23 protein-coding genes are annotated in these 25,789 nt (G+C 55.4%); 11 read left to right on the plus strand and 12 right to left on the minus strand.

The annotated features are described in order from the left end of the window. Position 1 precedes the first annotated feature (1 nt). The 3 genes from FHI25_RS12160 to ugpC are packed head-to-tail and all read left to right on the plus strand — an operon-like array spanning position 2 to position 2,907. Positions 2 to 910, plus strand: a complete 909-nt coding sequence (locus FHI25_RS12160) for a sugar ABC transporter permease (RefSeq protein WP_008891832.1) — start codon at positions 2 to 4, stop codon at positions 908 to 910. Continuing rightward, positions 903 to 1,790 carry a carbohydrate ABC transporter permease gene (locus FHI25_RS12165; RefSeq protein WP_063086947.1) on the plus strand — a complete coding sequence of 296 codons (888 nt, stop codon included), beginning with the start codon at positions 903 to 905 and terminating at the stop codon, positions 1,788 to 1,790. Before FHI25_RS12160 ends, FHI25_RS12165 begins: the two co-directional genes overlap by 8 nt. A 4-nt stretch (positions 1,791 to 1,794) precedes the next feature. Beyond that, positions 1,795 to 2,907 (plus strand): sn-glycerol-3-phosphate ABC transporter ATP-binding protein UgpC, encoded by a 1,113-nt coding sequence (ugpC, locus tag FHI25_RS12170; protein WP_064782009.1) that lies wholly within the window; start codon positions 1,795 to 1,797, stop codon positions 2,905 to 2,907. Between the two features lie 81 nt (positions 2,908 to 2,988). On the opposite strand, the gene FHI25_RS12175 is transcribed toward ugpC, so the two are convergent. From FHI25_RS12175 to FHI25_RS12185, 3 genes are all read right to left on the minus strand, one after another. Then, entirely contained in the window at positions 2,989 to 4,488 is a 1,500-nt protein-coding gene (locus FHI25_RS12175; RefSeq protein ID WP_210518058.1) for an ATP-binding protein, read from the minus strand. Between the two features lie 8 nt (positions 4,489 to 4,496). Next, positions 4,497 to 5,231 (minus strand): response regulator, encoded by a 735-nt coding sequence (locus tag FHI25_RS12180; RefSeq protein ID WP_063086944.1) that lies wholly within the window; start codon positions 5,229 to 5,231, stop codon positions 4,497 to 4,499. Positions 5,232 to 5,393: 162 nt separating this feature from the next. Then, on the minus strand, positions 5,394 to 6,989 hold the full coding sequence (locus tag FHI25_RS12185; RefSeq protein WP_246879051.1) for a choice-of-anchor I family protein: 1,596 nt from the start codon (positions 6,987 to 6,989) through the stop codon (positions 5,394 to 5,396). 194 nt (positions 6,990 to 7,183) lie between these two features. Here FHI25_RS12185 and FHI25_RS12190 point away from each other — a divergent pair, with 194 nt between their 5' ends. From FHI25_RS12190 to FHI25_RS12200, 3 genes are read left to right on the plus strand one after another with little or no spacing between them, the layout of a single operon-like run. Then, positions 7,184 to 8,230, plus strand: coding sequence for an FAD-dependent oxidoreductase (locus tag FHI25_RS12190; protein WP_210518060.1), 1,047 nt, complete (start codon positions 7,184 to 7,186; stop codon positions 8,228 to 8,230). Positions 8,231 to 8,258: 28 nt separating this feature from the next. Further along, positions 8,259 to 8,453: a DUF2256 domain-containing protein gene (locus tag FHI25_RS12195; RefSeq protein WP_210518062.1), complete on the plus strand. Its 195-nt coding sequence runs from the start codon at positions 8,259 to 8,261 to the stop codon at positions 8,451 to 8,453. Next, positions 8,450 to 8,737, plus strand: coding sequence for a DUF3253 domain-containing protein (locus FHI25_RS12200; RefSeq protein WP_210518064.1), 288 nt, complete (start codon positions 8,450 to 8,452; stop codon positions 8,735 to 8,737). Before FHI25_RS12195 ends, FHI25_RS12200 begins: the two co-directional genes overlap by 4 nt. A gap of 6 nt (positions 8,738 to 8,743) precedes the next feature. Here FHI25_RS12200 and pgi read toward each other — a convergent pair whose 3' ends face one another. After that, a complete protein-coding gene (gene pgi / locus FHI25_RS12205) occupies positions 8,744 to 10,393 on the minus strand; it encodes a glucose-6-phosphate isomerase (RefSeq protein ID WP_246879052.1) in 1,650 nt (549 codons plus the stop codon). 149 nt (positions 10,394 to 10,542) lie between these two features. After that, positions 10,543 to 11,502 carry a PfkB family carbohydrate kinase gene (locus tag FHI25_RS12210; RefSeq protein ID WP_210518069.1) on the minus strand — a complete coding sequence of 320 codons (960 nt, stop codon included), beginning with the start codon at positions 11,500 to 11,502 and terminating at the stop codon, positions 10,543 to 10,545. A 261-nt stretch (positions 11,503 to 11,763) separates the two neighbouring features. Here FHI25_RS12210 and FHI25_RS12215 point away from each other — a divergent pair, with 261 nt between their 5' ends. After that, the gene (locus FHI25_RS12215; protein WP_008891842.1) at positions 11,764 to 12,132 is read left to right on the plus strand and encodes a cupin domain-containing protein; all 369 of its coding nucleotides are present in this window, start codon (positions 11,764 to 11,766) and stop codon (positions 12,130 to 12,132) included. Positions 12,133 to 12,174: 42 nt separating this feature from the next. On the opposite strand, the gene FHI25_RS12220 is transcribed toward FHI25_RS12215, so the two are convergent. From FHI25_RS12220 to FHI25_RS12240, 5 genes are all read right to left on the minus strand, one after another. After that, complete coding sequence (locus FHI25_RS12220) at positions 12,175 to 12,768, minus strand: dual specificity protein phosphatase family protein (protein WP_008891843.1); 594 nt, start codon at positions 12,766 to 12,768, stop codon at positions 12,175 to 12,177. Between the two features lie 122 nt (positions 12,769 to 12,890). Further along, complete coding sequence (gene speB / locus FHI25_RS12225; RefSeq protein ID WP_044826814.1) at positions 12,891 to 13,862, minus strand: agmatinase; 972 nt, start codon at positions 13,860 to 13,862, stop codon at positions 12,891 to 12,893. Positions 13,863 to 13,928: 66 nt separating this feature from the next. After that, on the minus strand, positions 13,929 to 15,434 hold the full coding sequence (locus FHI25_RS12230; RefSeq protein ID WP_063086939.1) for an aldehyde dehydrogenase: 1,506 nt from the start codon (positions 15,432 to 15,434) through the stop codon (positions 13,929 to 13,931). A gap of 93 nt (positions 15,435 to 15,527) precedes the next feature. After that, positions 15,528 to 16,076 (minus strand): cupin domain-containing protein, encoded by a 549-nt coding sequence (locus FHI25_RS12235; RefSeq protein WP_008891846.1) that lies wholly within the window; start codon positions 16,074 to 16,076, stop codon positions 15,528 to 15,530. A 42-nt stretch (positions 16,077 to 16,118) separates the two neighbouring features. After that, positions 16,119 to 17,501: a glutamine synthetase family protein gene (locus tag FHI25_RS12240; protein WP_008891847.1), complete on the minus strand. Its 1,383-nt coding sequence runs from the start codon at positions 17,499 to 17,501 to the stop codon at positions 16,119 to 16,121. Between the two features lie 372 nt (positions 17,502 to 17,873). Here FHI25_RS12240 and FHI25_RS12245 point away from each other — a divergent pair, with 372 nt between their 5' ends. From FHI25_RS12245 to FHI25_RS12260, 4 genes are all read left to right on the plus strand, one after another. Then, positions 17,874 to 19,244, plus strand: coding sequence for an aspartate aminotransferase family protein (locus tag FHI25_RS12245; RefSeq protein ID WP_210518071.1), 1,371 nt, complete (start codon positions 17,874 to 17,876; stop codon positions 19,242 to 19,244). 149 nt (positions 19,245 to 19,393) lie between these two features. Next, positions 19,394 to 20,743: an FAD-dependent oxidoreductase gene (locus FHI25_RS12250; RefSeq protein WP_210518074.1), complete on the plus strand. Its 1,350-nt coding sequence runs from the start codon at positions 19,394 to 19,396 to the stop codon at positions 20,741 to 20,743. A gap of 120 nt (positions 20,744 to 20,863) precedes the next feature. Further along, entirely contained in the window at positions 20,864 to 21,349 is a 486-nt protein-coding gene (locus FHI25_RS12255) for a group III truncated hemoglobin (RefSeq protein WP_210518077.1), read from the plus strand. A gap of 355 nt (positions 21,350 to 21,704) precedes the next feature. Further along, positions 21,705 to 22,526, plus strand: coding sequence for a cysteine hydrolase (locus FHI25_RS12260; protein ID WP_210518079.1), 822 nt, complete (start codon positions 21,705 to 21,707; stop codon positions 22,524 to 22,526). A 38-nt stretch (positions 22,527 to 22,564) separates the two neighbouring features. Here FHI25_RS12260 and FHI25_RS12265 read toward each other — a convergent pair whose 3' ends face one another. After that, complete coding sequence (locus FHI25_RS12265) at positions 22,565 to 23,881, minus strand: FAD-binding oxidoreductase (RefSeq protein WP_210518081.1); 1,317 nt, start codon at positions 23,879 to 23,881, stop codon at positions 22,565 to 22,567. 225 nt (positions 23,882 to 24,106) lie between these two features. Continuing rightward, positions 24,107 to 25,699 (minus strand): L-serine ammonia-lyase, iron-sulfur-dependent, subunit alpha, encoded by a 1,593-nt coding sequence (locus FHI25_RS12270; RefSeq protein ID WP_210518083.1) that lies wholly within the window; start codon positions 25,697 to 25,699, stop codon positions 24,107 to 24,109. Positions 25,700 to 25,789: the final 90 nt, after the last annotated feature.

Consider the following 25,789-nt stretch of genomic DNA (forward strand, 5'->3'; position numbering starts at 1 on the left):
TATGGGGGCTTCTCAAAGCACCGAAAGCAACCTGACGGCCAGCATCCAGCGTCATCTGTCCAAGATCGTTGTTGCACCGTCCTTTGCTGCGTCCCTGTTTTTTGTCTACGGGTTCATCCTGTGGACCGGCTATATGGCGTTTTCCAAGTCGCGCATGCTTCCCGTCTGGGATTGGGCAGGGCTTCGGCAATATGAACGTCTGTGGCAGATGGAACGCTGGCATGTTGCCATTGAAAACCTGCTGATCTTTGGCGGTCTGTTTATTGTGACCTGCCTGATCATCGGGTGCCTTCTGGCAGTTCTTCTTGATCAGCGTATTCGCGCCGAAGGTGCGCTTCGTACGATCTTCCTTTATCCGATGGCCCTGTCCTTCATCGTGACGGGTACTGTCTGGAAATGGCTTCTTAATCCGGGCCTTGGCCTTGAAAGCATGATGCATGACCTCGGCTGGACGAGCTTCAAGTTCGACTGGCTGGTCAATTCGGACATGGCGATCTACACGGTTGTGATCGCAGCAGTCTGGCAGGCATCGGGCTTTGTCATGGCAATGTTCCTTGCGGCATTGCGCGGCGTCGATCAGGACATCATTCGCGCAGCCTATATGGACGGTGCCAGCCTGCCCCGGATCTATTTCGGTATCATCATTCCGTCGATCCGCCCGGTTTTCCTGAGTGCGATCGTCGTTCTGGCTCACCTTGCCGTCAAAAGCTTTGACCTTGTCATTGCGCTTACCGGTGGTGGCCCGGGCTATTCATCCGATCTTCCGGCAACCTTCATGTACACGATGGCGTTCCAGCGTAACCAGCTTGGTGTTGGTGCCGCAAGTGCCATGATGATGCTGGCGACCGTTATGGCGATCATTGTGCCGTATCTGTATTCCGAACTGCGCGGAGGCAAGAAAAATGGCTGATATTCAGACCTATAGCCACGATGCAGGCTGGAAACATACCGTTCTGCGCGGGTTGCTGTATCTTATTCTGATCCTGTTTGCGGCCTATTACCTTTTCCCGTTGATCGTCATGATTTCGACCTCGTTGAAGTCGCTTGACGAAATTCGTGAAGGGTCGCTGATTTCGCTGCCGCGCGTGGTGACGTTTGATGCATGGAACTATGCATGGAACGAAGCCTGCGTTGGTGTCGAATGTACCGGGATCAAAATCTATTTCTGGAACTCGGTCAAAATGGCGATCCCCGCCGTTCTGATTTCGACCTTCCTTGGCGCGATCAACGGCTATGCGTTGACCAAGTGGCGGTTCAAGGGTGCGAACATCGTCTTTGCCCTGCTGCTGTTTGGTTGCTTCATTCCGTTCCAGGTCGTTCTGCTGCCGATGTCGCAGGTTCTTGGCAAGCTTGGTCTTGCCAGCTCGACCCCGGGCCTTGTTCTGGTCCACGTCGTTTACGGCCTGTGCTTTACCACCCTGTTCTTCCGGAACTACTACGTTTCGATCCCGGACGAACTGGTCAAGGCAGCCACCATTGACGGTGCCGGGTTCTTCACCATTTTCTGGCGCATTATTCTGCCGATCTCGACCCCGATTATCGTGGTTTCGGTCATCTGGCAGTTCACCCAGATCTGGAACGACTTCCTGTTCGGTGCCTCGTTCGCCTCTGGCGCAAACGCACCGATGACCGTCGCACTCAACAATATCGTCAACACCACAACCGGCGTGAAACAGTACAACGTTGATATGGCAGCAGCCCTGCTGACCGGCCTTCCGACGTTGCTGGTTTATGTTCTCGCCGGCAAATACTTCGTCCGCGGCCTGACCGCCGGCTCGGTGAAGGGATAAGCAAATGGCATCACTCACCCTCGATAAAGTTCGCAAGGCTTTTGGCCCTGTCGAAGTTCTCAAGGAAATCAATCTGGCGATTGACGATGGCGAGTTTCTCGTCCTTGTCGGTCCGTCCGGTTGCGGCAAATCGACCCTTCTGAACCTGATTGCAGGTCTGGAAACAGCCACCGACGGGGAAATCCGCATCGGGGATCGCGTTATCAACGACGTGCATCCCAAAGACCGTAACATCGCCATGGTGTTCCAGTCCTATGCGCTTTACCCGAACATGACGGTGCGCAAGAACATCACCTTTGGCCTCGAAATCCGTGGCGTTTCCAATCAGGAACGTGACAAGGCCGTTGCCGATGTTGCCAAGCTGCTTCAGATCGAAGCACTTCTGGATCGCAAACCGTCCCAGCTTTCGGGTGGTCAGCGTCAGCGTGTGGCCATGGGCCGCGCGCTTGTGCGTGATCCGGATATCTTCCTGTTTGACGAACCGCTTTCCAACCTTGATGCGAAACTGCGTGTCGACATGCGGACCGAGATCAAGAAGCTGCATCAGCGTCTTGGCTCGACCATCGTTTATGTCACCCACGATCAGATCGAAGCCATGACCCTGGCATCGCGCATCGCGGTGATGAAGGACGGTATCCTCCAGCAGTTCGATACGCCGCAGAACATCTATGAACGCCCGAACAACATGTTTGTGGCAGGCTTCATCGGATCGCCGTCGATGAACTTCATTGACGCGACCCTGACCGAAGACAATGGCAAGCTGGCCCTGACCATCCCGCGCGATGGCAACCCGATTGTCCTGCCGCTGTTTGAGGCGCCGGAAAGCTATCGTGGTTATATCGGCAAGGATGTCGTGTTCGGCATTCGCCCCGAAGCCCTGACCCACAAGCGTACCGGGTCGGACGAACCGGGCAGCCAGTATGTCAATTTTGACAGCAAGGTCGAAGTGATCGAACCGACCGGTGCCGACACGATGACCGTGATCGAAATCGCCGGTAAGGAAATCGTGGCGCGCGTCCGTCCGGACCGTCAGCCGAAACCGGGCGAGAGCATGACGTTCTCGGCCGACATGTCTCAGATCAGTCTGTTTGACCCGGATACCGAGTTGCGGATCTGATCTGATTGGCGGGTGGTTCTGGGGGCCACCCGCCATTCTTCTTTTTGGGCCCTGCTCTGCCCGATACTGTGCGACTTCGGCCTAAACCCTGCGCGGCAGGGACACGATCACTTCCAGACCTTTTCCCGGCAAATTGCGCAACTCGATGCGTCCGTCATGGGCATCAATCACGGTTTTCACGATTGACAGCCCAAGACCACTGCCCCCGGTGCTGCGCGCCCTAGATCCTTCGACACGATAAAACGGCAGGAACACCTTATCCTGATGTTCGACCGGGATACCGGGCCCTTCGTCACGAATGGTGACCAGCACGGTATCGGCCGTTGCTTCGAGGCTGACATTGGCGCGATGGCCGTATTTCAGGGCATTTTCAATCAGGTTGGTAAAGGCCCGCTTTAACGTGCCAGGACGGCAGGACAACCGGATGCTGCGTTTGCCCTCAAAGGAATGGGCATCATCATTGCCGCCGAACACCGTATGGACCGAACTGAACTGCAAGGGTTGTGGCCCGGCAAAACTCACCGGGCGGCCAAGATCAGCGTAATCGTCACAGATGGCCTCAAGCACGGAAATGAAGTCAACCGTGCGTTCTTCTTCCTTGGCGATCCAGTCACCAAGGAAATCAAGCGCGTCATTGAGAAGACTGTCCATTTCATCAAGATCACGCAAAACGGTTTCGCGCAGCTCATCATTTTCAATGAACTCGGCGCGTAGTCTTAACCGCGTGCTGGGTGTGCGCAAATCGTGCGAAATGGCGGCCAGCATCCGGGTGCGGTCCCCCAGCATCCTTGAAATACGTTCGCGCAAATCGTTATAGGCCGCGGCCATTGACCGGGCCTCGGTCGGTCCGCGTTCCTCGACCGGTGGGCCGCTGACATCATCGGCGTGATCAATGATCGCACGCGTCAGGCGCTTGAACGGCCCTGCCAACAAATCGGCAAGCCCGGCAAACACGACAAGAACCGCGGCCACCCCCATCAGGAACATCAGAAAAACCAGCGACGGCGATGAATAGTTCGCCCACAGTTCGTTATGGTGCACCAGAATGCGCTTGCCCGACGGCATCATGATTTCCACCTGCGCCTCAAGCCCCAGACGCGCGATTTCACGCGACAGTTCGGCAAAAAACAGGCTGGGATTTTCGGTGGCCTCGATGGTGGCGCGCTGTTCGGCACTCAAACGACCACGTTCGAAATGCACCTTGACCGAGGTCGGCCAACCGGTATTGGCCAGACGCACCGGCATGGCGATATGCTGTGCGGGCCTGGAAAACAACAACAAGGTCCCGACATCATCGGATGGCAGGATGCGCATTGTCATGCCATCGCGCGCAGCGATATCGATGATGTTTTCTTCAAATTCCGGGTTTTCGGCTATCCGTACCAGTTCGCGAATGGTAAAGCCCAGTGTATAGGCCCGGCCAATGCGTTCGTCCCGCTCGATCACGTAATAGGATGCCATGGCGCTAAGGACTGCAATGATCAGCCCGCCCAGCATCATAAGAAGAAAGATACGCCCGCCCAGCGTGCGCGGCTTGTAGCGGCGCATATAGTTGCTGAATTTTGCGAACATATCGGCCATGAGTCGGCCTAAATCGTTTGGGTGTCGGCGCAGAACTGATAGCCGATGCCGCGCACTGTCTTGATCAGTTTCGGGTTCTTGGCGTCTTTTTCGATCTTGCGGCGCAGGCGGCTGATCTGGATATCGATGCTGCGATCAAACGGTAGCGAGCTTTGCCCGCGCACAATATCGACAAGCTGTTCACGCGACAGCGCCCGCTTGTTGTTCTTGACCAGTGCCAACAGCAACGAAAACTCGCCCGTCGACAGATGCACGGCAACGTTATCGGCGTCGCGCAATTCACGTGACCCGATATCAAGCGTCCATTCGCCGAAAATGATCTTGTGCGCCGGGGCGACTTCGTTATCAGACGGCCCAACCGCACCCGTTTCAAAGCGCCGGAACACCGCACGGATGCGGGCCAGCAATTCACGCGGGTTAAACGGCTTGGTAAGGTAATCATCTGCACCAAGTTCAAGGCCAAGAATACGGTCGGTATCCTCGCCCACCGCAGTCAGCATGACAATCGGCACCTTGGAGGTCCGTCGAACGTCCCGGCACAGCGCAAAGCCGTCCTCGCCCGGCAACATGATATCAAGAATCACCAGATCGATTTTCCAGTCGCGCAGTGCACGATGCATTTCATTGCCGTCGGACACGGTGGTAATGCGAAAACCGTGTTGCAACAGGAACTTCTTCAAAAGCTTCTGGATTTCCTGGTCATCATCAACGACCAGAATATGTGGTTCACGTCGCGTCGTCAGTGTCCCGAACTCCCCTGATATTCATCGGCCATGTCCCCGACCGCGGCGGGAGTTTAGTCGATATCGTCACCGGTTTGAACCGTTTTCCATCTGGCGTTTAAAAAGGAAAAAGCCGGGCAATGCCCGGCTTCCCCATATCCAGTAATCAGGGCTGTAATCGGGTTACTTCAAGTCATAAACCTTGGTGCTACCAGATACTTCCGATGCCACCACCAGCATTGCGTTCCCGGTCGGGCTATCCTTGGCATCAACAAACTGCAGGCCTTCGGGGGCCAGTTCACCAGCAGTATCATTTTCCGGATTGCCAGAGAAACGACGATCACTGTGATAGGTGACGAATTGCGGGTTGGTCGGGTTGGTCAGATCATAGACCATAAAGCCCCCCTGACGTTCCAGCCCGATAAAGGCATAAGGCGTGCCGTTGACATAGCCACTTGCAATGCCTTCTGGCTCCGGGCCCTTGTCATCGGAGCGGTTGTCGCGGCTGTAGTTTTCAGTATCCGAGGAATTGAAAACGTTGGGATAGTTCGCCGCCAGGATCTGCTCAAACGCATCACCACTGTCAAAGACCATTTCACCGTCTGCATCCAGCACCGAGAACGACCGTGCGCCATAGCTATAGATGACATCGAAATCACCATCGCCATCAACGTCGCCCTGCGCGGTTGTGGTCTTCAAACGACCAAGATTTTCATCCTTTTGCAGGGTGCTTGCGGTTGGGAAGGCAACCGGATCAAGGGTCAGTTTGCCAACGCGGGTTTCCTCGCTGTAACCGTCATAGTCGCGTGAATCGCCTTCGTTGGCGATCAGGACCCATTCCTTGCCATCAATATTGATCGCATCGATGGTGTCAGGCATGAACATGCCCATCACCGGCCAAGTGCGGATATTGATCTTGCCGTCCTTGTCGCTGGCATCAAAGGCATGCACCGAATGATCCTTGAAGCCAAGACCGGCGACGTTTTTGACCGTTGCAGTTTCGATATCGATAATCGCAACCGCGTTGTTTTCCTGCAGCGACACATAGGCGGTTTTGCTGTCGTTGGAGACGGCGATATATTCCGGCTCTACATCCTGTGCGACGCTTGAGGTCCCCGGATTGGATGTCCGCATGCCATGGGGCAGCTTGCCATCATTCAGGAACTTGAAATCGACCGTGCGGACGTCATCATTGGACAAGTTTTCTGCACCACCGGCCATGGCAATGATCGAAACACTACCTTCCGGATCATTGGTGAATGCGTCATTCGGCTCACCCTCGTTCGCGACCAGAACATATTTCCCATCCGGGGAAAACTTGATCATGTCGGGCAGCGCGCCAACGGTGACCGCTGAAATGAACCCGCCATCGGTATCAAAGAAAACGGCCTGACCCGGTGCCTGCTTATCGCTGTTTTCCACGGCTACGGCGACAACGCCATTTTTGATGGCAACACTGTTGGCACCTTTGCCCCAGGTGGAAAGATCAATCGCGGCGATCTTGGTCAGTTCGGACGGATCGGACATATCAAGAATATCGACCACTTTGTCCGCGCCATTGACGACAAAGATGCGCTTTGTCACCGGATCAAATGCCGGGATTTCCGCCGCACTTTCATCCAGCATCCCGGTACGATATTCGCCCATCGGCACAATCGTGATCGGATGCGCACCCGCATTGATGACGTCCCCCGCCATCTTGGTTTGGTTGGGTGCCGTGCCTGCACAGGCTGTCAGAAGCAACGAAACAGCGGCTGTCGCCATCAATGAAGAACGCATGTTTTCCCCTTGGAATAACCGTAAACAAAGCAGGCAGACTGCGTGTTTGTTGTAACGGTTTCATGACCCGGTCGTGACAGTTTCATAAATTTCTTATCGGTTGGACTGCTCCAATTCCGGTCTGGTTTCGTATCGAAACCATAACTCGAAACAATCCGTCGGGATTTGCCCCGCGACCCAGACAGGAGCCACACATGCCACGGATGTCAAACGTGAATATTGCGATCATTGGTGCCGGAATGGCGGGCCTAAAGGCTGCCAGCACGCTGCACCGCATCGGCATGAATGTAACGGTGTTTGAAAAAAGCCGCGGTCTTGGCGGGCGTCTGGCGTCACGGCGCACCGACTTTGGTCATTTCAATCATGGTGCACAATATGTGACGGCGCGTGATCCCGGATTTAATGCGTTTTTGCAAGAGGCAACCGAGTTCAACGCGGCCCAAAACTGGTCGCCCAACCTGCATCGCGGAACGCCCGCCCCGGCGCAATCAGGTGCGGCACTTTCACCGATCGCGCGCCATGTCGGCAACCTTGCCGAAGAGCCCTGGTATCAGGGCGCGCCGCAGATGAACAAACTGATCCGCCCACTGGTCGATACCTTCCCGATCCAGAAACAACATCGCATTGTCGGCATCGAGCCATCCGGCCCGCGCAGTTTTATGCTTCATGATGATCTGGACGGCACATATGGCCCGTTTGATGGCGTGATCGTCACCGCCCCTGCCCCGCAGACCGCCGATCTTTTGCGGCCCCTTGCCCCGCGTTATGCCCCGATTGAAGAGGTTGTCATGGCACCGTGCTGGGCAGTGATGGCGGCCTTTGAAAGCCCGCTTCCGACCGGCTTTGACGCGATGCTGTATCCGAGCCCCGAAATCAGCTGGGCCGCGCGCAGCAGCCAGAACGATGACATGTTCCACCGTCGCACACCCGATCCGTGGGTCCTGCACGCCAGCCCGGAATGGTCACGTCAGCACCTTGAAGAAGACAAGGACCGCGTGATTGAAAAGCTGCTGGCCGCCCTTCGTGATGTCAGTGGTGTGAAACTGCCGGAACTTCATTCGGTGCAGGCCCATCGTTGGCGTTATGCGCGGACTGAATTGCCACTTAGCAAAAGTCACCTTAACGGCATGAACGGCCGGGTGATTGCCGCAGGCGACTGGTGCCTTGGCGCACGGGTCGAGGCGGCTTGGCGCAGTGGCCGGTCCGCTGCACATGCCATGGTCGAAGCCCTGATCGGATAATCGGTAAACGTGATCCGAACACAGTATCATGCCGCAAAATGCCAATGGACATCGTCACAGCAAATCAGACCTGCCGCAGAAAACCTGCGTGACATGCGCACGTCCGTTTAACTGGCGGCGCAAATGGAAGGATTGCTGGGAGGAGGTTCAATATTGCTCTGACCGGTGCCGACGCCAGCGAAAGCAGCCTGCAAAAACCGAGATGCAGGACCAGTTATCATGATGTTTGACCGAAAAGACGAAGATCAGCCAACCTATGCCATCTTGCGCCAGCGCGTGATTGATCTGGCAACAGAGCGCGGGCCGGACAAAACGATCTGCCCGTCAGAGGTTGCCAAAACCTTTGGCTCCTACTGGCGGGAATTGATGCCACGCGTGCATCAGGTGGCAGAGCAACTGTGTGCGGAGCGCAAACTGACATTTGAAAAGGGCGGCATCAGCCATGACCAAAACCGCCCTTCGGGTCATTATCGATTGCGCATCGTCGCCGATGATCAGGATGACTAATCCAGCTTATGCGCCACGCAAGGCATGCAGGCGCTTGATCAGACCGGCGGTCGATGCATCACGCGTACCGGCATCTTCCTTGCCCTCGACCATCGGAAGCAGTTCCTTGGCAAGCTGCTTGCCAAGCTCAACGCCCCACTGGTCATAGGAATTGACGTTCCAGATGATGCCCTGAACAAAGATTTTGTGTTCATACATCGCGACCAGTCGGCCAAGGGTGAACGGATCAAGCTGCTTATAGAGGATCATGGTGCTGGGCTTGTTGCCATCAAACACCTTTTGCGGTGCCAGCACATCAATCTCGGCTGGTGACAGGTCACTGCCAGAAAGCTCTTCACGGACTTCGTCCTCGGTCTTGCCGCGCATCAATGCCTCGGCCTGTGCCAAGCAGTTCGACACCAGCTTGTCATGATGGTTGGCCAACGGATGCAGCGCATTGGCCGCCACGATGAAATCAACCGGGATCAGCTCGGTGCCCTGATGGATCAGCTGATAGAAGGCGTGCTGGCCGTTTGTGCCCGGCTCACCCCAGATGATCGGGCCAGTTTCATAGGCAATCGGTTTGCCATCACGGGTCACCGACTTGCCGTTGCTTTCCATATCGGCCTGCTGCAGATAGGCCGGCAGGCGCGACAGGTGCTGATCATAAGGCAGGATAGCCTGACTGGATGCGCCCAGCACATTGCGATACCAAACGCCGATCAAGCCAAGGATCATTGGGATGTTGGTTTCAATTGGGGCTGTTTTGAAATGGTTGTCCATCGACTGCGCACCGCGCAGCAATTCTTCGAACTTGTCATACCCGACGGCCAGAATGATCGGCAGACCGATTGCCGACCACAGGCTATAGCGCCCACCAACCCAGTCCCAGAAACCAAATGCATTGTCGGTATCAATGCCAAATGCCGCGACCTTATCAAGCGCGGTTGAAACCGCAACGAAATGCTTGGCAACAGCGGCTTCGTCTTTCAGCATCCCGACAAGCCAATCACGCGCCGAATAGGCGTTGGTTAGCGTCTCGTCAGTGGTGAAGGTCTTGGACGCGATGATGAAAAGCGTCGTTTCCGCATCAAGGAATTTCAGCGTATCGACAATATGCGCGCCATCAACGTTCGACACAAAATGGCAGCGAATGCCATCGATGTGATATGGACGCAGCGCCTCGTTGACCATGACCGGGCCAAGGTCGGAGCCACCAATACCGATATTGACGACATCGGTGATTTTCTTGCCGGTGTGGCCTTTCCATTCACCGGAATGCACGCGTGCCGCAAAATCCTTCAGACGACCAAGCACTTCCTTGACCGCCGGCATGACGTCTTCGCCGTCAACTTCGACCGGGTCACCATCAAGATTGCGCAGCGCCGTATGCAGGACTGCGCGGTTTTCGGTGACATTGATCCGGTCACCTGCAAACATCCGGTCGCGCCAGCCTTCAACGTTGGCCGCCTTGGCAAGCTCAACCAGGGCCGCCATCAGATCGTCGGTGATCAGGTTTTTGGAATAATCAACAAACAGGTCATCGAGGGCCGCACTGTATCGTTCAAAGCGCGCGGGATCGTTGGCAAAAGCCTGACGCAGATTGAGCTTTTCGGAAACTTCCGCGCCCAGTTGATCGAGTTTATCCCAGCTTGCGGTCATTTTATCAGCAGACATACCACCCTCGGCCCATTCAAATTCATTCATAACAATACGGTGCTATTGCCAACAGGCTAACACGCGTTTCAAACCATGTGTGGGACAGTTTGCAGCACGCGGCGGCAAGATTATGGCCGCCGCGTGATTTTTCATTTACGCCTGTGATCTTATCGGTTCGAAAGAAACTCTTCGACTTCTTTTTCCGTCGGCAATGCGTTGATGGCACCACGTTTGGTTGCCGTGATCGCACCGACCGCATTGGCAAAGCGGCACGCGGCTGCAAGCTTGTCTTCGGACCCCAGAAGTTCCGGATCCTTCAAAAGGCGCGACAGGAAGCCTGCCGTGCAGCCGTCCCCTGCCCCGGTCGCATCAACCGCAGTGATTTCAAAGGACGGTACAAAACCATCAAAGGCCGGCGTAATGTAGCGCGATCCCTTGGGACCATATGTCACAATCATCGCGCGCCATTGATCACACCACAGATCCTTGATGCCTTCTTCAAGGTCATCCTTGCCGGAAACAAAGGTGATTTCCTCGTCCGACATCTTGACGACATCGGCCTGACTGATCGCAAGGCGCAGGATTTCACGTGCCTTTTCCGCACTCGGCCAAAGCGGCAGGCGCAGGTTCGGATCACACGAAATGATCGCCCCGTTTTCACGTGCGATCTTGATCGCCTCAAGCGTTGCCGCGCGCGGGTCGTCATCGATCATGCAAAGCGTTCCGTAGTGGAACAGATCGGTGGATTTCAGCATGTCCTGATCAAGATCAGCAATGCTGAGCAACATGTCGGCTGACGGGCTGCGATAGAATGAAAATTCGCGTTCCCCATCGGCACGCAGGGAGACGAATGCAAGCCCGGTCAGGGCTTCCTTGGTCAGAACAATGCCCGATGTATCGACATTGTCGGCCTTAAGGGTATCGACCAGAAAATGGCCAAAGGCATCATCGCCGAGTTTACCGATAAAACCGGTTTCAATACCCAGACGCTGCAAACCCACAGCCGCATTTCCCGGTGCGCCCCCGGCCGCCTTGGCAAAGGCCGGCGCATCGGCAAGGCCGGTTCCGGTCACGGTCGGAACAAAATCAATCAGCAGTTCCCCAAGACAAACAGCTTTGGCTGTCATGACGTTTCTCCGTTCGAATTGTCCGCAAATTCGGCGGATCAATAGTATGTGGTCTGTGGGACCCACCGCCTTTTAAATCGATTCAACGCGTCACACAAATGCTAATCGAACGCGGCGTCGCATTCGCCAGCATTTCGGCTTTTCACATTCTTGCGCAAAAGGCTTGGCCCAAAAAGATTAGGACTTCAGTGCGAAAATCGCCCCGGATATAAAATCGCGAAATCAAAACCAAACCACACTAGCAGACAACAGGGCATTTTCATGAGCACACTCGTCGCACGCAATCTGATGCAAAGTTTTGATCAAATTACCGACTATTGGTCGCCGAAGATCATTGGCGAGGTGAATGACCAATATCTCAAAATTGCAAAAGTAAAAGGCGAACTGGTCTGGCATGCCCATGACGAGGAAGACGAGCTGTTCCATATCGTCAAGGGGAGCCTGATCATCGAGTTCGAAGACCACAAGGTCGAACTGAGCGAAGGCGAATTCCTGACCATCCCCAAAGGGGTCATGCATAACCCGATTGCCAAGGAAGAGTGTTGGGTCCTGCTGATCGAAAGCAAATCGACCAAACACACCGGCAATGTTGTTACTGAAAAAACCAAAACCCTATCGCAGCAGCTGTAACGTCCACGAAGTTGCTGCGACACAGTGCCTGTGGCGGGCGAATTACGTCCTCTGCAGGCCTTTGCCAAAGCCGACTTCGCGTTGGCGTTCCAGTTCGGTCATCCAGCGTTCAAACATCGCATCACGCTCAAGCTGAATGGCGTAGTGGCGATGAAGGGCCGCAGTCAGGCGCCCCTCGCGCCCGAGAAGTTCATCGGCAAAGGCGATCATGACCGAGTTCGGCCAGGCAATCGGGCGCATTTCGCGGATGGTGGTGAAGATGCTGTCTTCATCGCGGTCCGGTTCGCACTGTGCCATCAGGGTGATCATGGCGGCGGTCGAACGCGACACGCCCATGTGACAATGCACCAGCAAATGGCCATCGCGGCGATCCGCACGGCTTCCGATAAGTGTTTCGCCATAAGCCAGGATGGCTTCGACATCGGCCTTGGTCGGGGCCGGACGGCCTTCCTTGTCCTCGATCACGTCATGGAAACGTAAAATAGTGCGTTCATGCGGGTCAAAGTTGGCAAAAATGGTCGGGTCTTCACGTTCGGGATCAAGGACCGACAGGACGTGTGTCACACCATGGCTGCGATGGGTCGGCAGTTCGTCTATGCCGCAGATGGTCAGGCGCGAAATAGCAATTGGTTTCATTTCCGTATCTCTTGTCTTCTTTTGTTTTTCTGGGTGCTATCAGATCACAGGAAAATGAAAAAACAAGGGCCGGTATCATGAAATAATACCGGCCCCCTGAAATTTTGATCTGAAACGTCAGATTACTTTGCGCGGTTAACCGCATGAATGTTCAGCATTTCCCACGCCATGGTCGCACCGGCAAGCGATGTGATGTCCGAAACATCATAAGGCGGGGAAACTTCGACCACGTCACTGCCAATCAGGTTCACATGCCCCGCAAGACCACGCAGGATCGACACCGCCTGATGGCTGGTCAAACCGCCCAGCACCGGCGTACCCGTCCCCGGTGCATAGCACGGATCAAGCCCATCAATGTCAAAGGTGATATAGGCCGGGTTGTCGCCAACCGTGGCCTTGATCTTTTCAACAATGGCATCAATCGACATCGACTGAACATCCGGGCCATAAAGGATATTGAACCCGTGGGTCGATTCATTGTGGGTGCGAATGCCGACCTGAATGGATTTCGACGGATTGACGATGCCCTTTTTGGCCGCGTGCCAGAACATGGTGCCGTGATCAATCCGATCGCCGTCATCTTCCCAGGTGTCGGAATGGGCATCGAACTGGATCAGTGAAATGCCATCGCCGTACTTTTCGGCATGTGCCTTCAGGATTGGATAGGTGATGAAGTGATCGCCACCGATGGTGAGCATCTTGGCACCGGACTGCACGATATCGCGTGCGTGATCTTCGATCATTTCCGGAAGCTTTTCCGGATGGCCCGGATCAATGACCATGTCGCCATAATCAATCACTGCCATCTCGGCAAAGATGTCACGGCCGGACGGGAAATGCGGCGCCCATGCAAGGTTGGTCGATGCACGACGCACGCCCTGCGGGCCGAGACGTGTGCCCGGTCGGCTTGATGTTGCAAGATCATAGGGGATGCCGGTGACAGCAACATCAATCCCATTGAGGTCGCGCGAATATCGGCGGCGCATGAAGGACAGCGCACCGGAATACATCGGCTCGCTGGTGTTCTGATGCACAGATTTTGCCGTAAAGGCGTTATCACCGCCCTTGGTGTCAATGACCCCGGTGCTGCTCATGTTTAAACCCTTCTCACTTCCCGTATCAAACCCGGACCGTCTGCCTGCCAGCGGTCGACGGAGTTCTTACGCGTCGCCCAGTGCAATCCAGGTCGACTTGATTTCACAATACTTGTCCAGCGCATGCAGAGAACGGTCGCGACCGGTGCCGGACTGTTTGTAACCACCAAACGGCATGGTGATTGATCCACCGTCCCAGCAATTGACCCAGACAAGACCCGAACGCAGTTTCTTTGCGGTCATGTGTGCCTTGTTGATGTCGCGCGTCCAGACTGCTGCTGCCAGACCATATGGCGTATCATTTGCGGTCTGAACAGCCTCTTTCCAGTCCTTGACCGAAATAACCGACAGAACCGGGCCGAAGATTTCTTCCTTGGCAATCGTCATGTCGTTTTTGATGCCGTCAAACACGGTCGGTTCGACATAATACCCACCAGATTCGGTGCGAACCCGTTTGCCACCGGTGCGAAGGACGCCACCCTCGCTGGAGCCTTTTTCGATATAGCCCAGAACGCGGTTCATCTGGCTTTCATCGACAATCGCGCCCATCTGGCTTTTCGGATCAAGCGGATCGCCCGGCTGCATTTTCGCACCCGCGGCGACCACTTTTTCGATGAACTCGTCCTTGATGCTTTCTTCGACAATCAGGCGCGAACCAGCTGTGCAGACCTCGCCCTGATTATAGAAGATACCGCCCGCCGCCGCCGCGGCAGCCGCATCCATATCCGGGCAATCGGCGAGAACGATGTTCGGGCTTTTGCCACCGCATTCGAGCCAGACACGTTTCATGTTCGACTGACCGGAATACTGCAAGAACAGCTTGCCGACTTCGCCCGACCCGGTAAAGGTCACGCAATCAACATCTTCATGCAGGCCAAGCGCCTTGCCCGCCGTTGGGCCAAAGCCCGGCACAACGTTCAGAACGCCTTCAGGAATACCGGCCTCAACCGCGATTTCGGCAACACGAAGGGCGGTCAGTGGTGACTGCTCGGCTGGTTTGAGGATGATCGAGTTCCCCATCGCCAAGGCCGGGCCAAGCTTCCAGACTGCCATCATCAGCGGGAAGTTCCACGGCACAACGGCGGCAACCACGCCCAGCGGTTCACGGGTGATCATGCCGATTTCATTGGTGCCCGACGGGGAGATTTCGTCATAGATCTTGTCAATCGCCTCGGCATACCAGCGGATGCATTTATAGGACAAAGGAATGTCATCGCGCGCAGCAAGCGTGATCGGCTTGCCCATATCAAGGCTTTCGAGAAGTGCCAGTTCGGCGGCGTTCTTTTCAAGCAGATCGGCGAAATGCAGCATGATCGCCTTGCGTTTGGCGGGGGCGGCTTCGGACCAGCTGCCTTTTTCAAACACCGCACGCGCCGATGCCACCGCACGATTGACGTCTTCGACATCGCATTCGGCAACCTTGGTCAGCACCGACCCGTCACGCGGGCTGATGCAATCAAATGTCTTGCCGGATGCCGCATCGACATAGGCACCGTTGATGAACGCCTTGTTGCGAATATCAAGGGCGGCGGCCTGCGCGGTCAGCTGTTCAAAATTCATCGGATTGGTCATCGCAAGTCTCCTGACGGATGGCGCGTTTGGATTTTTAAAAGGTGATCGTGGCACTTGGCACCTTGATGGGCACTCTGGCAGCACGATCTGTCATCAATATGACGGTGGCGTCGCCGCACTGACGACTTCACATTCCCCGTCACCCACATTTCGAAAACGATGTGGAATTTCTGCATTGAAGTAATAGGCATCACCGGGGCCAAGCACCTTGACCCGTTCACCCACCGTGACTTCAAGCTTGCCACGCACGACAACACCGGCTTCCTCGCCCTTCTGGACAATCAGGTTGTTACCGGTATCCCCGCCCGCAGGGTATGTTTCATGCAGCACGCGCAGATTACGATCCTTGCGCGATGCCCCGACAAGACGCATCGACATCGTCCCGTCAGACAGTTCGACGAGGTCTTCTTTCCTGAAAAAGATTTCTTCACCGGTATCAAGATCAATGGTGAAGAAATCAATCAGGCTCATGGGAATGCCGGCCAGAACCTTGGCCAGGCTATCAACAGACGGGCTGACCCGGTTCTGTTCAATCGTCGAGATCGTGCTGTTGGTCACACCGGCCCGGCGGGCCAGTTCACGCTGCGACAGCCCGTACATGCTGCGCACCGCCTTCAGACGATCCCCTACCTTTTGCGACATTCCCGTCTTTTCCCTGTCAAACTTTATTGTTGTTTTGTCTGGTTATACCGCGTCGAGATACCAGCGATATTCAAGCTGGGTGACCTCGGCAAAGAACTCGTCATATTCGGCACGACGGCAGATATCGAACACCTCGACAAAACGCTCACCAAGGTATTCCTTGACGATGTCACCTTCGACAAAGCGATCGAGGGCCGAAATCATGCTGCGCGGAACAATACGTCCGCCATGCTGTTCATAGCCGTTGCCAACAGTCGGCTCGCCTGGATCAAGTTTGTTCTTCATGCCGTGATGCATGCCAGCTAAAACACACGCCAACACCAGATACGGGTTGGCATCGGCCCCCGACACGCGGTGTTCAACACGGGCGGCCTTCGGGCTGCCAGCGGGAATACGAAGGGCGACGGTACGGTTATTCAAACCCCAGTTCGGAGACATCGGCGCATAGGCCTTGTTCTGGAACCGGCGGAAGGAATTCGGGTTGGGTGCAAAGATCGCCATGCTTTCAAACATGCTTTCCTGCAGGCCACCAATCGCAAAGCGCAGATTGTCCGACACTTCCTCGTCACCCACCGGCGACAGAACGTTATTGTCATCCTTGTCGCGCAGCGACACATGAACATGCAGGCCATTGCCCGCCTGATCGGAATACGGTTTTGCCATGAAGGTCGCAGTAACCCCGTGATCCCATGCAATGCCCTTAACCACGCGTTTAAGCTGCATGGCATGATCTGCTGCCATCATCGGATCGGTCACGTGACCAAGATTGATTTCAAACTGCCCCGGGCCTGCTTCGGCAACGATGGTGTCGGCCGGGATGCCCTGACGGTTCAGTTCGGCAACCGCATCATGCAGGACTTTTTCAAAATCCTCGATCTGTTGCAGGCCATAAACCTGCACACCATCAGACGCAATACCACCGCCAAGCGGTTGCGGCGGCAGCGGTGCGGCGGTTTCCTGGTTCTGATCGGCAAGATAGAATTCAAGTTCAAGTGCTACGGTCGGATAAAAACCATCGGCCGCCATGCGATCAACGACGCCCTGCAACACATTGCGCGGATCAGCAAAGAACTTGGTGCCGTCAAGGTTATACAGGCTCATCATCACCTGTGCGAGCGGCAGTTCACCATAAGGCACGCGGCAAAGGGTCCCCGGGATCGGTTTTGCCAGATTGTCCTGATCACCGCTCGACCAAAGAAGGCCCGTGCCTTCGGGGTTGTCACCCGTGATATCAACCAGACACATCGAGCCCGGCAGCGTTACACCTTCGCTAAAGCTTTTAAGGAATTTCTGTTTGCTGATTCGCTTGCCGCGAAACACGCCGTTAATGTCGGGAATGAGCAACTCAACAAGTTCGACATCCGGATTTTCTTCAAAGAATCGTTGGGCTTCCGCCCTACTGTCTTCGACGAACGACTTGTTCATCGTCATATACTCCCAGAAAAGGCCTATTCTTAAGGCCCAAACGCATCCACCCACATCCGGGAGACCGGATCGGTCAAGTGAATGAGTTTAGACCCTATACTGTAACGCATCGTGCCGCGCCGGATAGCCCCGGTCAAGCCCCTTCGTTCGATATATCGTGCAAATCATGCAATGCACAATTTTCTGGCGTGACAGAATGATTAAGCAGCACAGACCACTCACATCGACCGCCAGGTAACAAAAACTGACCTTGAATTCCTCAAAAAGATTGTCGAAAAATCCTCTTGCAAAGGTGTTCGAAAAAACGAACACTAAGGTCAGATGTTCAACATATCGCACGAAAGCAGAGCAGCCCCGCTGTCAGGAGACGTTATGAATAATTTCGACAAAACCGCCTATTGGCAGGATATTGATCAGGCTCACCACATTCACCCGTTCACCGATACGGCGGACCTGAACAATCGTGGCACCCGGGTTATCACACGTGCCGAAGGCGTCTTTATCGAAGATTCCAACGGCAAACGCTATCTTGATGGCATGGCGGGCCTGTGGTGTGTCAATGTCGGCTACGGTCGCAAGGAACTTGCCGAAGCCGCCTACAAGCAGATGCTTGAACTGCCCTATTACAACAACTTCTTCCAGTGCGCGAACACCCCGGCGATCGAGCTTTCCAAAGTTCTTGCCGAAATCACGCCAGAAGGCCTGAACCACGTTTTCTATGCCAACTCCGGCTCGGAAGCGAATGACACAGTTGTCCGCATGGTGCACCAGTACTGGAACCTTAAGGGCAAACCGGAACGTACCACCATCATCAGCCGCAAGAACGCCTATCACGGCTCCACCGTTGCCGGTGCGTCGCTTGGCGGGATGTCGGGCATGCATTCGCAGGGCGGTGCGCTGGTGCGCGATATCGTTCATATCGATCAGCCATACTGGTACGGCGAAGGCGGCGATCACACCCCCGAGGAATTCGGCCTGATTGCAGCCCGCAAGCTTGAAGAAAAGATCAAGGAACTTGGTGCAGACCGCGTTGGCGCCTTTATCGGTGAACCGATCCAGGGTGCTGGTGGCGTGATCATTCCGCCGTCAACCTATTGGCCGGAAATTCAGCGTATCTGCAAAAAATACGACATCCTTCTGATCGCTGACGAAGTCATTTGCGGCTTTGGCCGGACCGGCGAATGGTTTGGCTCGGACACGTTTGGTATCAAGCCGGACCTGATGCCGATGGCCAAGGGCATGTCTTCGGGCTATTTGCCGATCTCGGCCGTCATGGTTGGTGATCGCGTTGCCGATGTTCTGATCAATGAATGCGGTGAATTCACCCACGGCTTTACCTATTCCGGTCATCCGGCATGTGCGGCTGTGGCGCTTGAAAACATTCGTATTCTGCGCGAAGAAAAGATGGTCGAACGCGTCAAGGACGATATCGGCCCGTATTTCGCCAAGGCACTGAAAACCCTTGAAGACCACCCGCTGGTCGGTGTGGTTGAAACCGTTGGTCTGATTGCTGGCATGCCGCTGGTGGATGACAAGAAAACCCGTAAGATGTTCGACAAGCCGGGCACCGTTGGCACCATGTGCCGCGATGCCTGCGTTGCAAATGGCGTGATCATGCGTGCCTGCGGTGATCGCATGGTTCTGTCGCCGCCACTTTGCATCACCAAGGAAGAAATTGACGAGCTGGTCAAACGGGCGCGCGCCGCCTTTGACGAGACCGCAAAGAAACTTGGCAAAATGTAATCAAACCCTGATTACAAAGACTTACCCAAATACCCGGCATGAGTTATCATTGCCGGGTATTTTGATTACAGAGACAACAACACCGCCTGCCCCACAGGCACGCACATCCCAACGCCCCTCACCCAAGCCAAGCCCCAAAAGAGCCCACCATGCTAAAACGTATCTATCAACCCGCCGCCTATCGCACCGATACCCTGCCAGACAGCTATTGGGTCGAAAGTGCATCGCCACTTCCTGCCTGTGAAACCCTGCCCAAAGAAGGCCAGCTTAAAACCGATATCGCCATCATCGGTGGCGGTTATTGCGGCCTGTCGACGGCCCTCGAACTGGCAAAGAACGGGGCGAATGTTTCGGTGTTTGATGCCGGTCGGTCCGGTTGGGGCGCGTCGGGGCGCAATGGCGGTTTTTGCTGCATGGGTGGCAGTGGCAAGGGATTTGGCCAACTGGCGAAGAGTTTTGGCGAAGACGCGGTCAAACAGTTCGCCCGCCATCAACGCGATGCCATTGATCTGGTGGATCAACGCCTGAATGACTGGGACATTGATGCGGATCGTCATTCTGACGGCGAAGTGGTGCTGGCGCACAAACCCAACCGGGTCGCCGAACTGGCCCACGAAGCACAGGAACTATCCCATTTCACAACCATCCCGACAGAACTGCTAAGCCGCGACGCATTGAAGGAACGCGGACTTTGCGCGGCGGAAACATACGGCGGTTTGCATGTTCAGGCCGGTTTTGGCATCAACCCGATGAAGTATCTTTCGGGCTTGCATGAACAATGCGTTCGTGCGGGTGTTCGGATATTCGAACAGGCAACCATCGAACGGTTTGAGGAAGATGGCGATACCTATCGCCTTTATGCCGGTAACATCCAGATTACTGCCACCAAGATCGTCATCGCCACCAACGGATATAGTGCGGAAAACCTGCCCGACTGGATTGGCGGGCGCTTGATGCCGGTCTTTTCGGGCATTCTGATTACACGTCCGCTCCGCCCCGATGAGCTGGAAAATCAAGGCTGGACCAGCGACCTGATGGCTTTTGATAGCCGCATCCTGCTGCATTATTTCCGCAAGCTGCCTGATAATCGTTTTCTGTTTGGTGGACGCGGCGGGATTACCGCAACGCCCAAGGCCTTTGCTGCTGGCAAACAGGATCTGCTCGATAATTTCAAACGCATGTTCCCGGCCTGGCAGGATGTTGCCTTTACCCATCACTGGAACGGGCTTGCCTGCCTGTCGCAAAGCTGGCGACCTTATATCGGGCGGGTTCCGGGTCATCACGATGTCTGGACCGCCCTTGCCTGGCACGGCAACGGGGTGGCGATGGCAAGTCTGGGTGGCAAGCTTTTGGCAGAACGGATGCTGGGCATCTGCGATGAAGAGGATCTGGGTGCCGTGTTGACGACCCCGATGGATAAATTCCCGATGGCGTCATTCCGGCGTGTGGCGCGTTCTATCGGCTATCGCTATTACGGCCTACATGATCGGTTTGCCTGACCGATAATGCCATAACAGGTGATCTGTTTGCGTTCGGACACAAAGTGACATATGTCATGTCCGAAAATCGCTTCGTCGTTTAAAGCGGTTCCAGTTAATGCGCAAAACAGGCCCCTTACCATGTCCGAAAAACAGCCAACCCTTGCCGAAATCAAGGAACGTCGCGAAATTGCCACGCGGCGTATCAAGGAAGATACCGGCATTGATACGGACATGATCAAGAACATCGTGCATGGCTTCTACGCCAAGGTGCGCGATGACGAGCTGCTGGGTCCTGTATTTGATGAAAAGGTCGATAACTGGGACCATCACCTTGATCGCATGGTGATGTTCTGGTCCTCGGTCGCGCTTGCGACAGGCAACTATGACGGGCGCCCGATGCAAAAGCACTTGCCGCTCAAGATCACCCGCCATCACTTTGACCGCTGGCTGCAACTCTTTGCCCAGACGCTGTCGGAGTATTGTGAAGAACCCGCCGCCAGACATTTCATGGAACGGGCCCTTCGCATCGCTTCAAGCTTTGAAGTCGGTATTGCCGCCCACAATGGCGTGATCCTGTCCAAGGGCGAACGCTATGACCCGGTATCAAGTTGGGAACCAAACTGATCCTGAAACGTTAGGCAATCAGACACACATAACCACGCACCCCGCAAAACCGCGGGTTTGCTTTTTGTCGGCTAAGTTGACAAATTTAAATGATTGCGATTTCATGTGGTTATGAAGAATGCAGGAAGAGTAGAAAAAAATAGCTCTGTTCGTATCGTCCAATGGACGCGCCGAAACGCGGCATCCGGCATTCTGACAATTGGATACATCTGGCCTGGAACACCCACCCTCAAAGGGTCGGGTGTGGTTCGGTGCGTTACCGCACCTGAACTGCCCGGTTCACCGATGGTCTTTAAGTCCGATTGCAAAGTAGATTTACGAAGCGGCCTGAGACGACGAAACGGAGAGCCTGGACATGTGGTCGGTGATCACTCTTATTGTCATTTTACTGGTGGGCGCCATCGCCTACACCATCTATGGCCAACGCCATCACCTCGCCCCCAGCAAGGGCAAAAAGATCAATCTCGCAGAGCGGCCCAATAGCGCGCTTCTGATCGTTGACGTCCAGGAAGATTTTACCAGTTCGGACGGCAAACATGCCTATCCGGCCGACATGGTCGATAAACTGATCACTGCAATCAACAAACTGGTTGAAGCCGCAAACGCCAATGGAACGCCGGTGATCTCGATCCGCCAGACATTCCGCGGTTGGTACATCAACTTTCTCGTAAAGCTCCTGAATGAAGGTCGTGGCAGCCCCAAATCGAAAGGCCTTGATCTTGATGAACGGATCAACGGCGATATCGACCATGATATCGTCAAGGCGCGCGCGGATGGCTTCAGCGAGCCAGAGCTTGATCGCGTGCTTGATCGCCAGAAAGTCGGCAAACTGATTATCGTGGGTCTGGACGGCGATTTTTGCGTCAAGGCAACCATGCAGGCTGCCCTGAACCGCGGGTATGACGTCTCGTTCAGCGACGCGACCACTTTGGCTTTGAACCCTAAAAAATGGGAACGCACCAAGGCACTTCTGACCGCACGCGGCGCATCCGACAATACGGACCAAGACACACGGGTCGTTAAGACCGATGCAACGGATGCAGATCCATCTGGCGCCCGCACCCCTGACAGTACGCCCGATACGGGCAACCAGAATACCATGGTTCCCGACACCGGCGATCAGGACACCAGTGCCCAGAATAAAAAAGACAAAGACGAAGGACGCAAAATGGCTTAGCGCCATGCAAAGCGCTAAGCACATCACGTCACATCAGATCAAAGCTTGTCGCGGATCGAATACCACAGCATCGCGGCCACCAGCATCGGGAAGCGCAACATCTTCCCGCCCGGGAACACCGGGGTTTTGATGTTGGCCATGACGTCAAACCGTTCCATGGTGCCGGAAACGGCGTCGGCCATGATCTGTCCGGCAAGGGTTGCCATCGCAACCCCATGCCCGGAATAGCCCGACGCGGTAAAGATATTATCTTCGATCTTCTCAAAAAACGGCATGCGGTTCATCGTGATCGCCAGCGTCCCGCCCCAGCCATAATCAATCTTGACGTCTTTAAGCTGCGGATAGACTTCGAGCATATGCGGCGAGACAAACGCCTTGATGTCACTCGGGAAATTATAGCCATAGGTTTCCCCGCCACCAAACAGCATGCGTTTATCCGCACTCAGCCGGTAGTAATTGATCACGAACTTTGAGTCCGCGACCGCGACATCATCGCGGATCAATTCACGCGCCAGATCATCGCCAAGCGGCTCGGTGGCAATGACGAAATTGTTGATCGGCATGACACGCTTTGCCACCCGATCATCCAGGGCATCAAGATACCCGTTGCAGCCAAGAATAAGCTTGTTAGCGCTAACAACGCTGCCATCCTTGGTTTTCACCGTGACCTTGCCAGCCTGATTTTCATATGACGTGACAACCGCGCCTTCGAAAATACGTGCGCCAGCGTTACGTGCTGCGTCGGCCAGACCAAGGGCGAAATTCAGCGGATGCAAATGCCCCGCCCCCGTATCAAGCGACCCGCCATGATAAAATTCGGTGCCAAGCATCGCGCGCATTTCATCGTGGTCAACAAAACGGATATCCTCATAGCCGTATTCGGTTTGAAGCTTTTCGGCATAGGCACGGGAATGTTCGACAAAGCGTGCACGGTGATCGGCATGCAAAATGCCCGGCTTCCAGTCGCACTGGATATTATGCTTGGCGATCAGGGCCTTGACGACGTCCTTTGACTCTTCGGCGATACCCCAAAGCTTATGCGCATCATCGCGCCCGACCATTTGTTCAAGTTCATCCTGTTCACGCCGCTGGCCAGAGCCCACCTGCCCGCCATTGCGCCCCGACGCGCCCCAGCCCACCCGGTGCGCCTCAAGCAGGATCACGTCATAGCCGCGCTCTGCCAGATGGAGTGCGGATGACAGCCCGGTAAAGCCGCCACCAATGATGACAATGTCGCAGGTCTGATCCCCTTCAAGCTTGGCGAAGGGCGCGGTCGCATTCGCCGTCGCGGCGTAATAGGAATCAGGATATTGACCCAGCCTGTCATTGGCGGTCAGCAAGTTCGGGGTGAACATGAGGAACCCTCATATTTGAAAATGGATGTGGGCTTATCCTGCCCAATCCGCCCGACCTATCAAGGAAAAACTGCCCTTTTTCCGGCCTGAAACCCGCTTTTCGCCGATTATGCCAAAACCGGCCAAGTCAAAGCAGAACGATTGCGTAAAGCAGCCAACAAAGCGTGATACCTGCGGCACCTATTTTTGCTGTTGGCACGCAACAGGCCCTTGAGAATCAGCGTTTTAAGGTTTTTGACGAACTGCTTCGACCATGCGAAGGGCGGTTTTGGTGGCGGCACAGCCACCGCGCGCTGTGCAGCGCAAATCAGGATGCATCATATTACCAATCTTCACCGTCTGATCGACCAGTTCATCATATGCCAGCACCGCATCAAACCCGGCCAGCACCGCCATCGCCGATGAAAAGGCATGCGACACACCGGCGACATTGCGGGCGTGACACGGGATTTCAACATCCCCGCCCACCGGATCACAGACAAGGCCCAGCGTATTCATCAAACACATGCTGGCGGCATCAAAGCATTGCTTTGGCGTGCCACCATAGGCCTGCGTGACCCCGGCGGCGGCCATCGCGGCCGATGCGCCGGTTTCCACCGAACAGCCGCCGCATTCCGCAGCAAATGTCCCACGCGCGGCAAACACCGCCCCGATCAGTGCCATGGTTTGCAACGCGTCGGTCGCACCATCAAGATCAATGCCATGGCGGATCAGGCCATAAAGCGTGCCCGGTACGACACCGGCACTGCCCGCTGTTGGTGCGGCACAGACAAGGCCGCGGTTGCTGTCACGTTCCATCGCCGACAGCGCGCCGGCCATGGCATCCTGCAACACCGGACCACCAAGCCCCGCAGGCAGGTTTGCATCACGGACAGTACGGGCACGAAGCGTCAGGAACCGCATGACGTTGTCTTCTGGCTTGGCCTCAAAACCCTCTGCCACGACGCGCAGCATCAGTTCGCACCGTTCACGAAACAGCGCACGGGTGGCTTCGCGCGATAACCCAAGTCGTTTTGCCTCCAACACCAGCGCGGCATCGGCGATGGAGCCCCCTTCCTGATCGTCGGCCACCGCAATCACGGCGGCACTTTCGGAAAACAGATCATCGGTGGCGCACACCGGATATTGTGACGCATCGGCAAAGCGCACATCTGCAATGCCATCGCGGTTTCGAATGGCCGTCAGGACATCCGCATTCGGCAAGGCCTGAAGCGCGATTTCAACCCGTTCGTGATCGGGTTCAACCGACACACCAAGCAGGCTGTTTTCCCCAACCGCCAGTTCGTTTGCCAACGCGTCGGCCTGTGCCACCGCTTCGGCGCCCCAGACAAAGACGGTTGCTGTTTTGCCGGTCATGAACAGGCGTTCACCATTGCGGCCATCGATGTAATACATGCCCCCGCCGACGGATGCGCCGGTATAGAGGTCTGTACGTTCCTCGCCGATTTCCGCCGTGACACTCAGTTCGAGATCAACACGGTTGGGGTGGTTGTTGTTTTCAAGCTCGGTGACTTCGATCGAGAAATGGAAGCCTTCGCCCTGCTCTACCCGGCCAAGAATTTCACGATAATCCGGATCGGTCAGCTTGGCCCCGGCCAGCCCGGCCGCAAAGTTCTCGTCCGAGCTTTGCGCCTTGTAACATGGCGCAAACGATCCGCGCGGGTCAAAGCGGATCACCGCACGCCTTAGCGTTTCACCGTTGGCACAGGAAAGTTCGCGCACCAGCTTGGCCATCATATAGGGTGCCGCACAGTGCGAACTGGATGGCCCGCGCATAACGGGGCCGATAACGGAATTAAGCAGGCTGATTTCTTGCATGGCGGCACTTCTTGTCTGGCGCTTGTGATCGGATGATCATCCTCCGATGCCGAACCGATTGCAATCACCGGAAATAAAAATCCCCGATCC

Source organism: Thalassospira sp. ER-Se-21-Dark, from assembly GCF_017922435.1.
Lineage (GTDB): Bacteria > Pseudomonadota > Alphaproteobacteria > Rhodospirillales > Thalassospiraceae > Thalassospira.

Bases quoted from the DNA above. Each gene is read 5' to 3' on its own strand.
- FHI25_RS12210 (WP_210518069.1), bottom strand. From the start codon at position 11,502: ATGACAGCCAAAGCTGTTTGTCTTGGGGAACTGCTGATTGATTTTGTT.
- ugpC (WP_064782009.1), top strand. From the start codon at position 1,795: ATGGCATCACTCACCCTCGATAAAGTTCGCAAGGCTTTTGGCCCTGTC.
- FHI25_RS12160 (WP_008891832.1), top strand. From the start codon at position 2: ATGGGGGCTTCTCAAAGCACCGAAAGCAACCTGACGGCCAGCATCCAG.
- FHI25_RS12265 (WP_210518081.1), bottom strand. From the start codon at position 23,881: ATGTTCACCCCGAACTTGCTGACCGCCAATGACAGGCTGGGTCAATAT.
- FHI25_RS12240 (WP_008891847.1), bottom strand. From the start codon at position 17,501: ATGAACAAGTCGTTCGTCGAAGACAGTAGGGCGGAAGCCCAACGATTC.
- FHI25_RS12230 (WP_063086939.1), bottom strand. From the start codon at position 15,434: ATGACCAATCCGATGAATTTTGAACAGCTGACCGCGCAGGCCGCCGCC.
- FHI25_RS12235 (WP_008891846.1), bottom strand. From the start codon at position 16,076: ATGTCGCAAAAGGTAGGGGATCGTCTGAAGGCGGTGCGCAGCATGTAC.
- pgi (WP_246879052.1), bottom strand. From the start codon at position 10,393: ATGTCTGCTGATAAAATGACCGCAAGCTGGGATAAACTCGATCAACTG.
- FHI25_RS12185 (WP_246879051.1), bottom strand. From the start codon at position 6,989: ATGCGTTCTTCATTGATGGCGACAGCCGCTGTTTCGTTGCTTCTGACA.
- FHI25_RS12220 (WP_008891843.1), bottom strand. From the start codon at position 12,768: ATGAAACCAATTGCTATTTCGCGCCTGACCATCTGCGGCATAGACGAA.
- FHI25_RS12215 (WP_008891842.1), top strand. From the start codon at position 11,764: ATGAGCACACTCGTCGCACGCAATCTGATGCAAAGTTTTGATCAAATT.
- speB (WP_044826814.1), bottom strand. From the start codon at position 13,862: ATGAGCAGCACCGGGGTCATTGACACCAAGGGCGGTGATAACGCCTTT.
- FHI25_RS12190 (WP_210518060.1), top strand. From the start codon at position 7,184: ATGCCACGGATGTCAAACGTGAATATTGCGATCATTGGTGCCGGAATG.
- FHI25_RS12255 (WP_210518077.1), top strand. From the start codon at position 20,864: ATGTCCGAAAAACAGCCAACCCTTGCCGAAATCAAGGAACGTCGCGAA.
- FHI25_RS12250 (WP_210518074.1), top strand. From the start codon at position 19,394: ATGCTAAAACGTATCTATCAACCCGCCGCCTATCGCACCGATACCCTG.
- FHI25_RS12200 (WP_210518064.1), top strand. From the start codon at position 8,450: ATGATGTTTGACCGAAAAGACGAAGATCAGCCAACCTATGCCATCTTG.
- FHI25_RS12245 (WP_210518071.1), top strand. From the start codon at position 17,874: ATGAATAATTTCGACAAAACCGCCTATTGGCAGGATATTGATCAGGCT.
- FHI25_RS12165 (WP_063086947.1), top strand. From the start codon at position 903: ATGGCTGATATTCAGACCTATAGCCACGATGCAGGCTGGAAACATACC.
- FHI25_RS12175 (WP_210518058.1), bottom strand. From the start codon at position 4,488: ATGGCCGATATGTTCGCAAAATTCAGCAACTATATGCGCCGCTACAAG.
- FHI25_RS12270 (WP_210518083.1), bottom strand. From the start codon at position 25,699: ATGCAAGAAATCAGCCTGCTTAATTCCGTTATCGGCCCCGTTATGCGC.
- FHI25_RS12195 (WP_210518062.1), top strand. From the start codon at position 8,259: ATGCCGCAAAATGCCAATGGACATCGTCACAGCAAATCAGACCTGCCG.
- FHI25_RS12260 (WP_210518079.1), top strand. From the start codon at position 21,705: ATGTGGTCGGTGATCACTCTTATTGTCATTTTACTGGTGGGCGCCATC.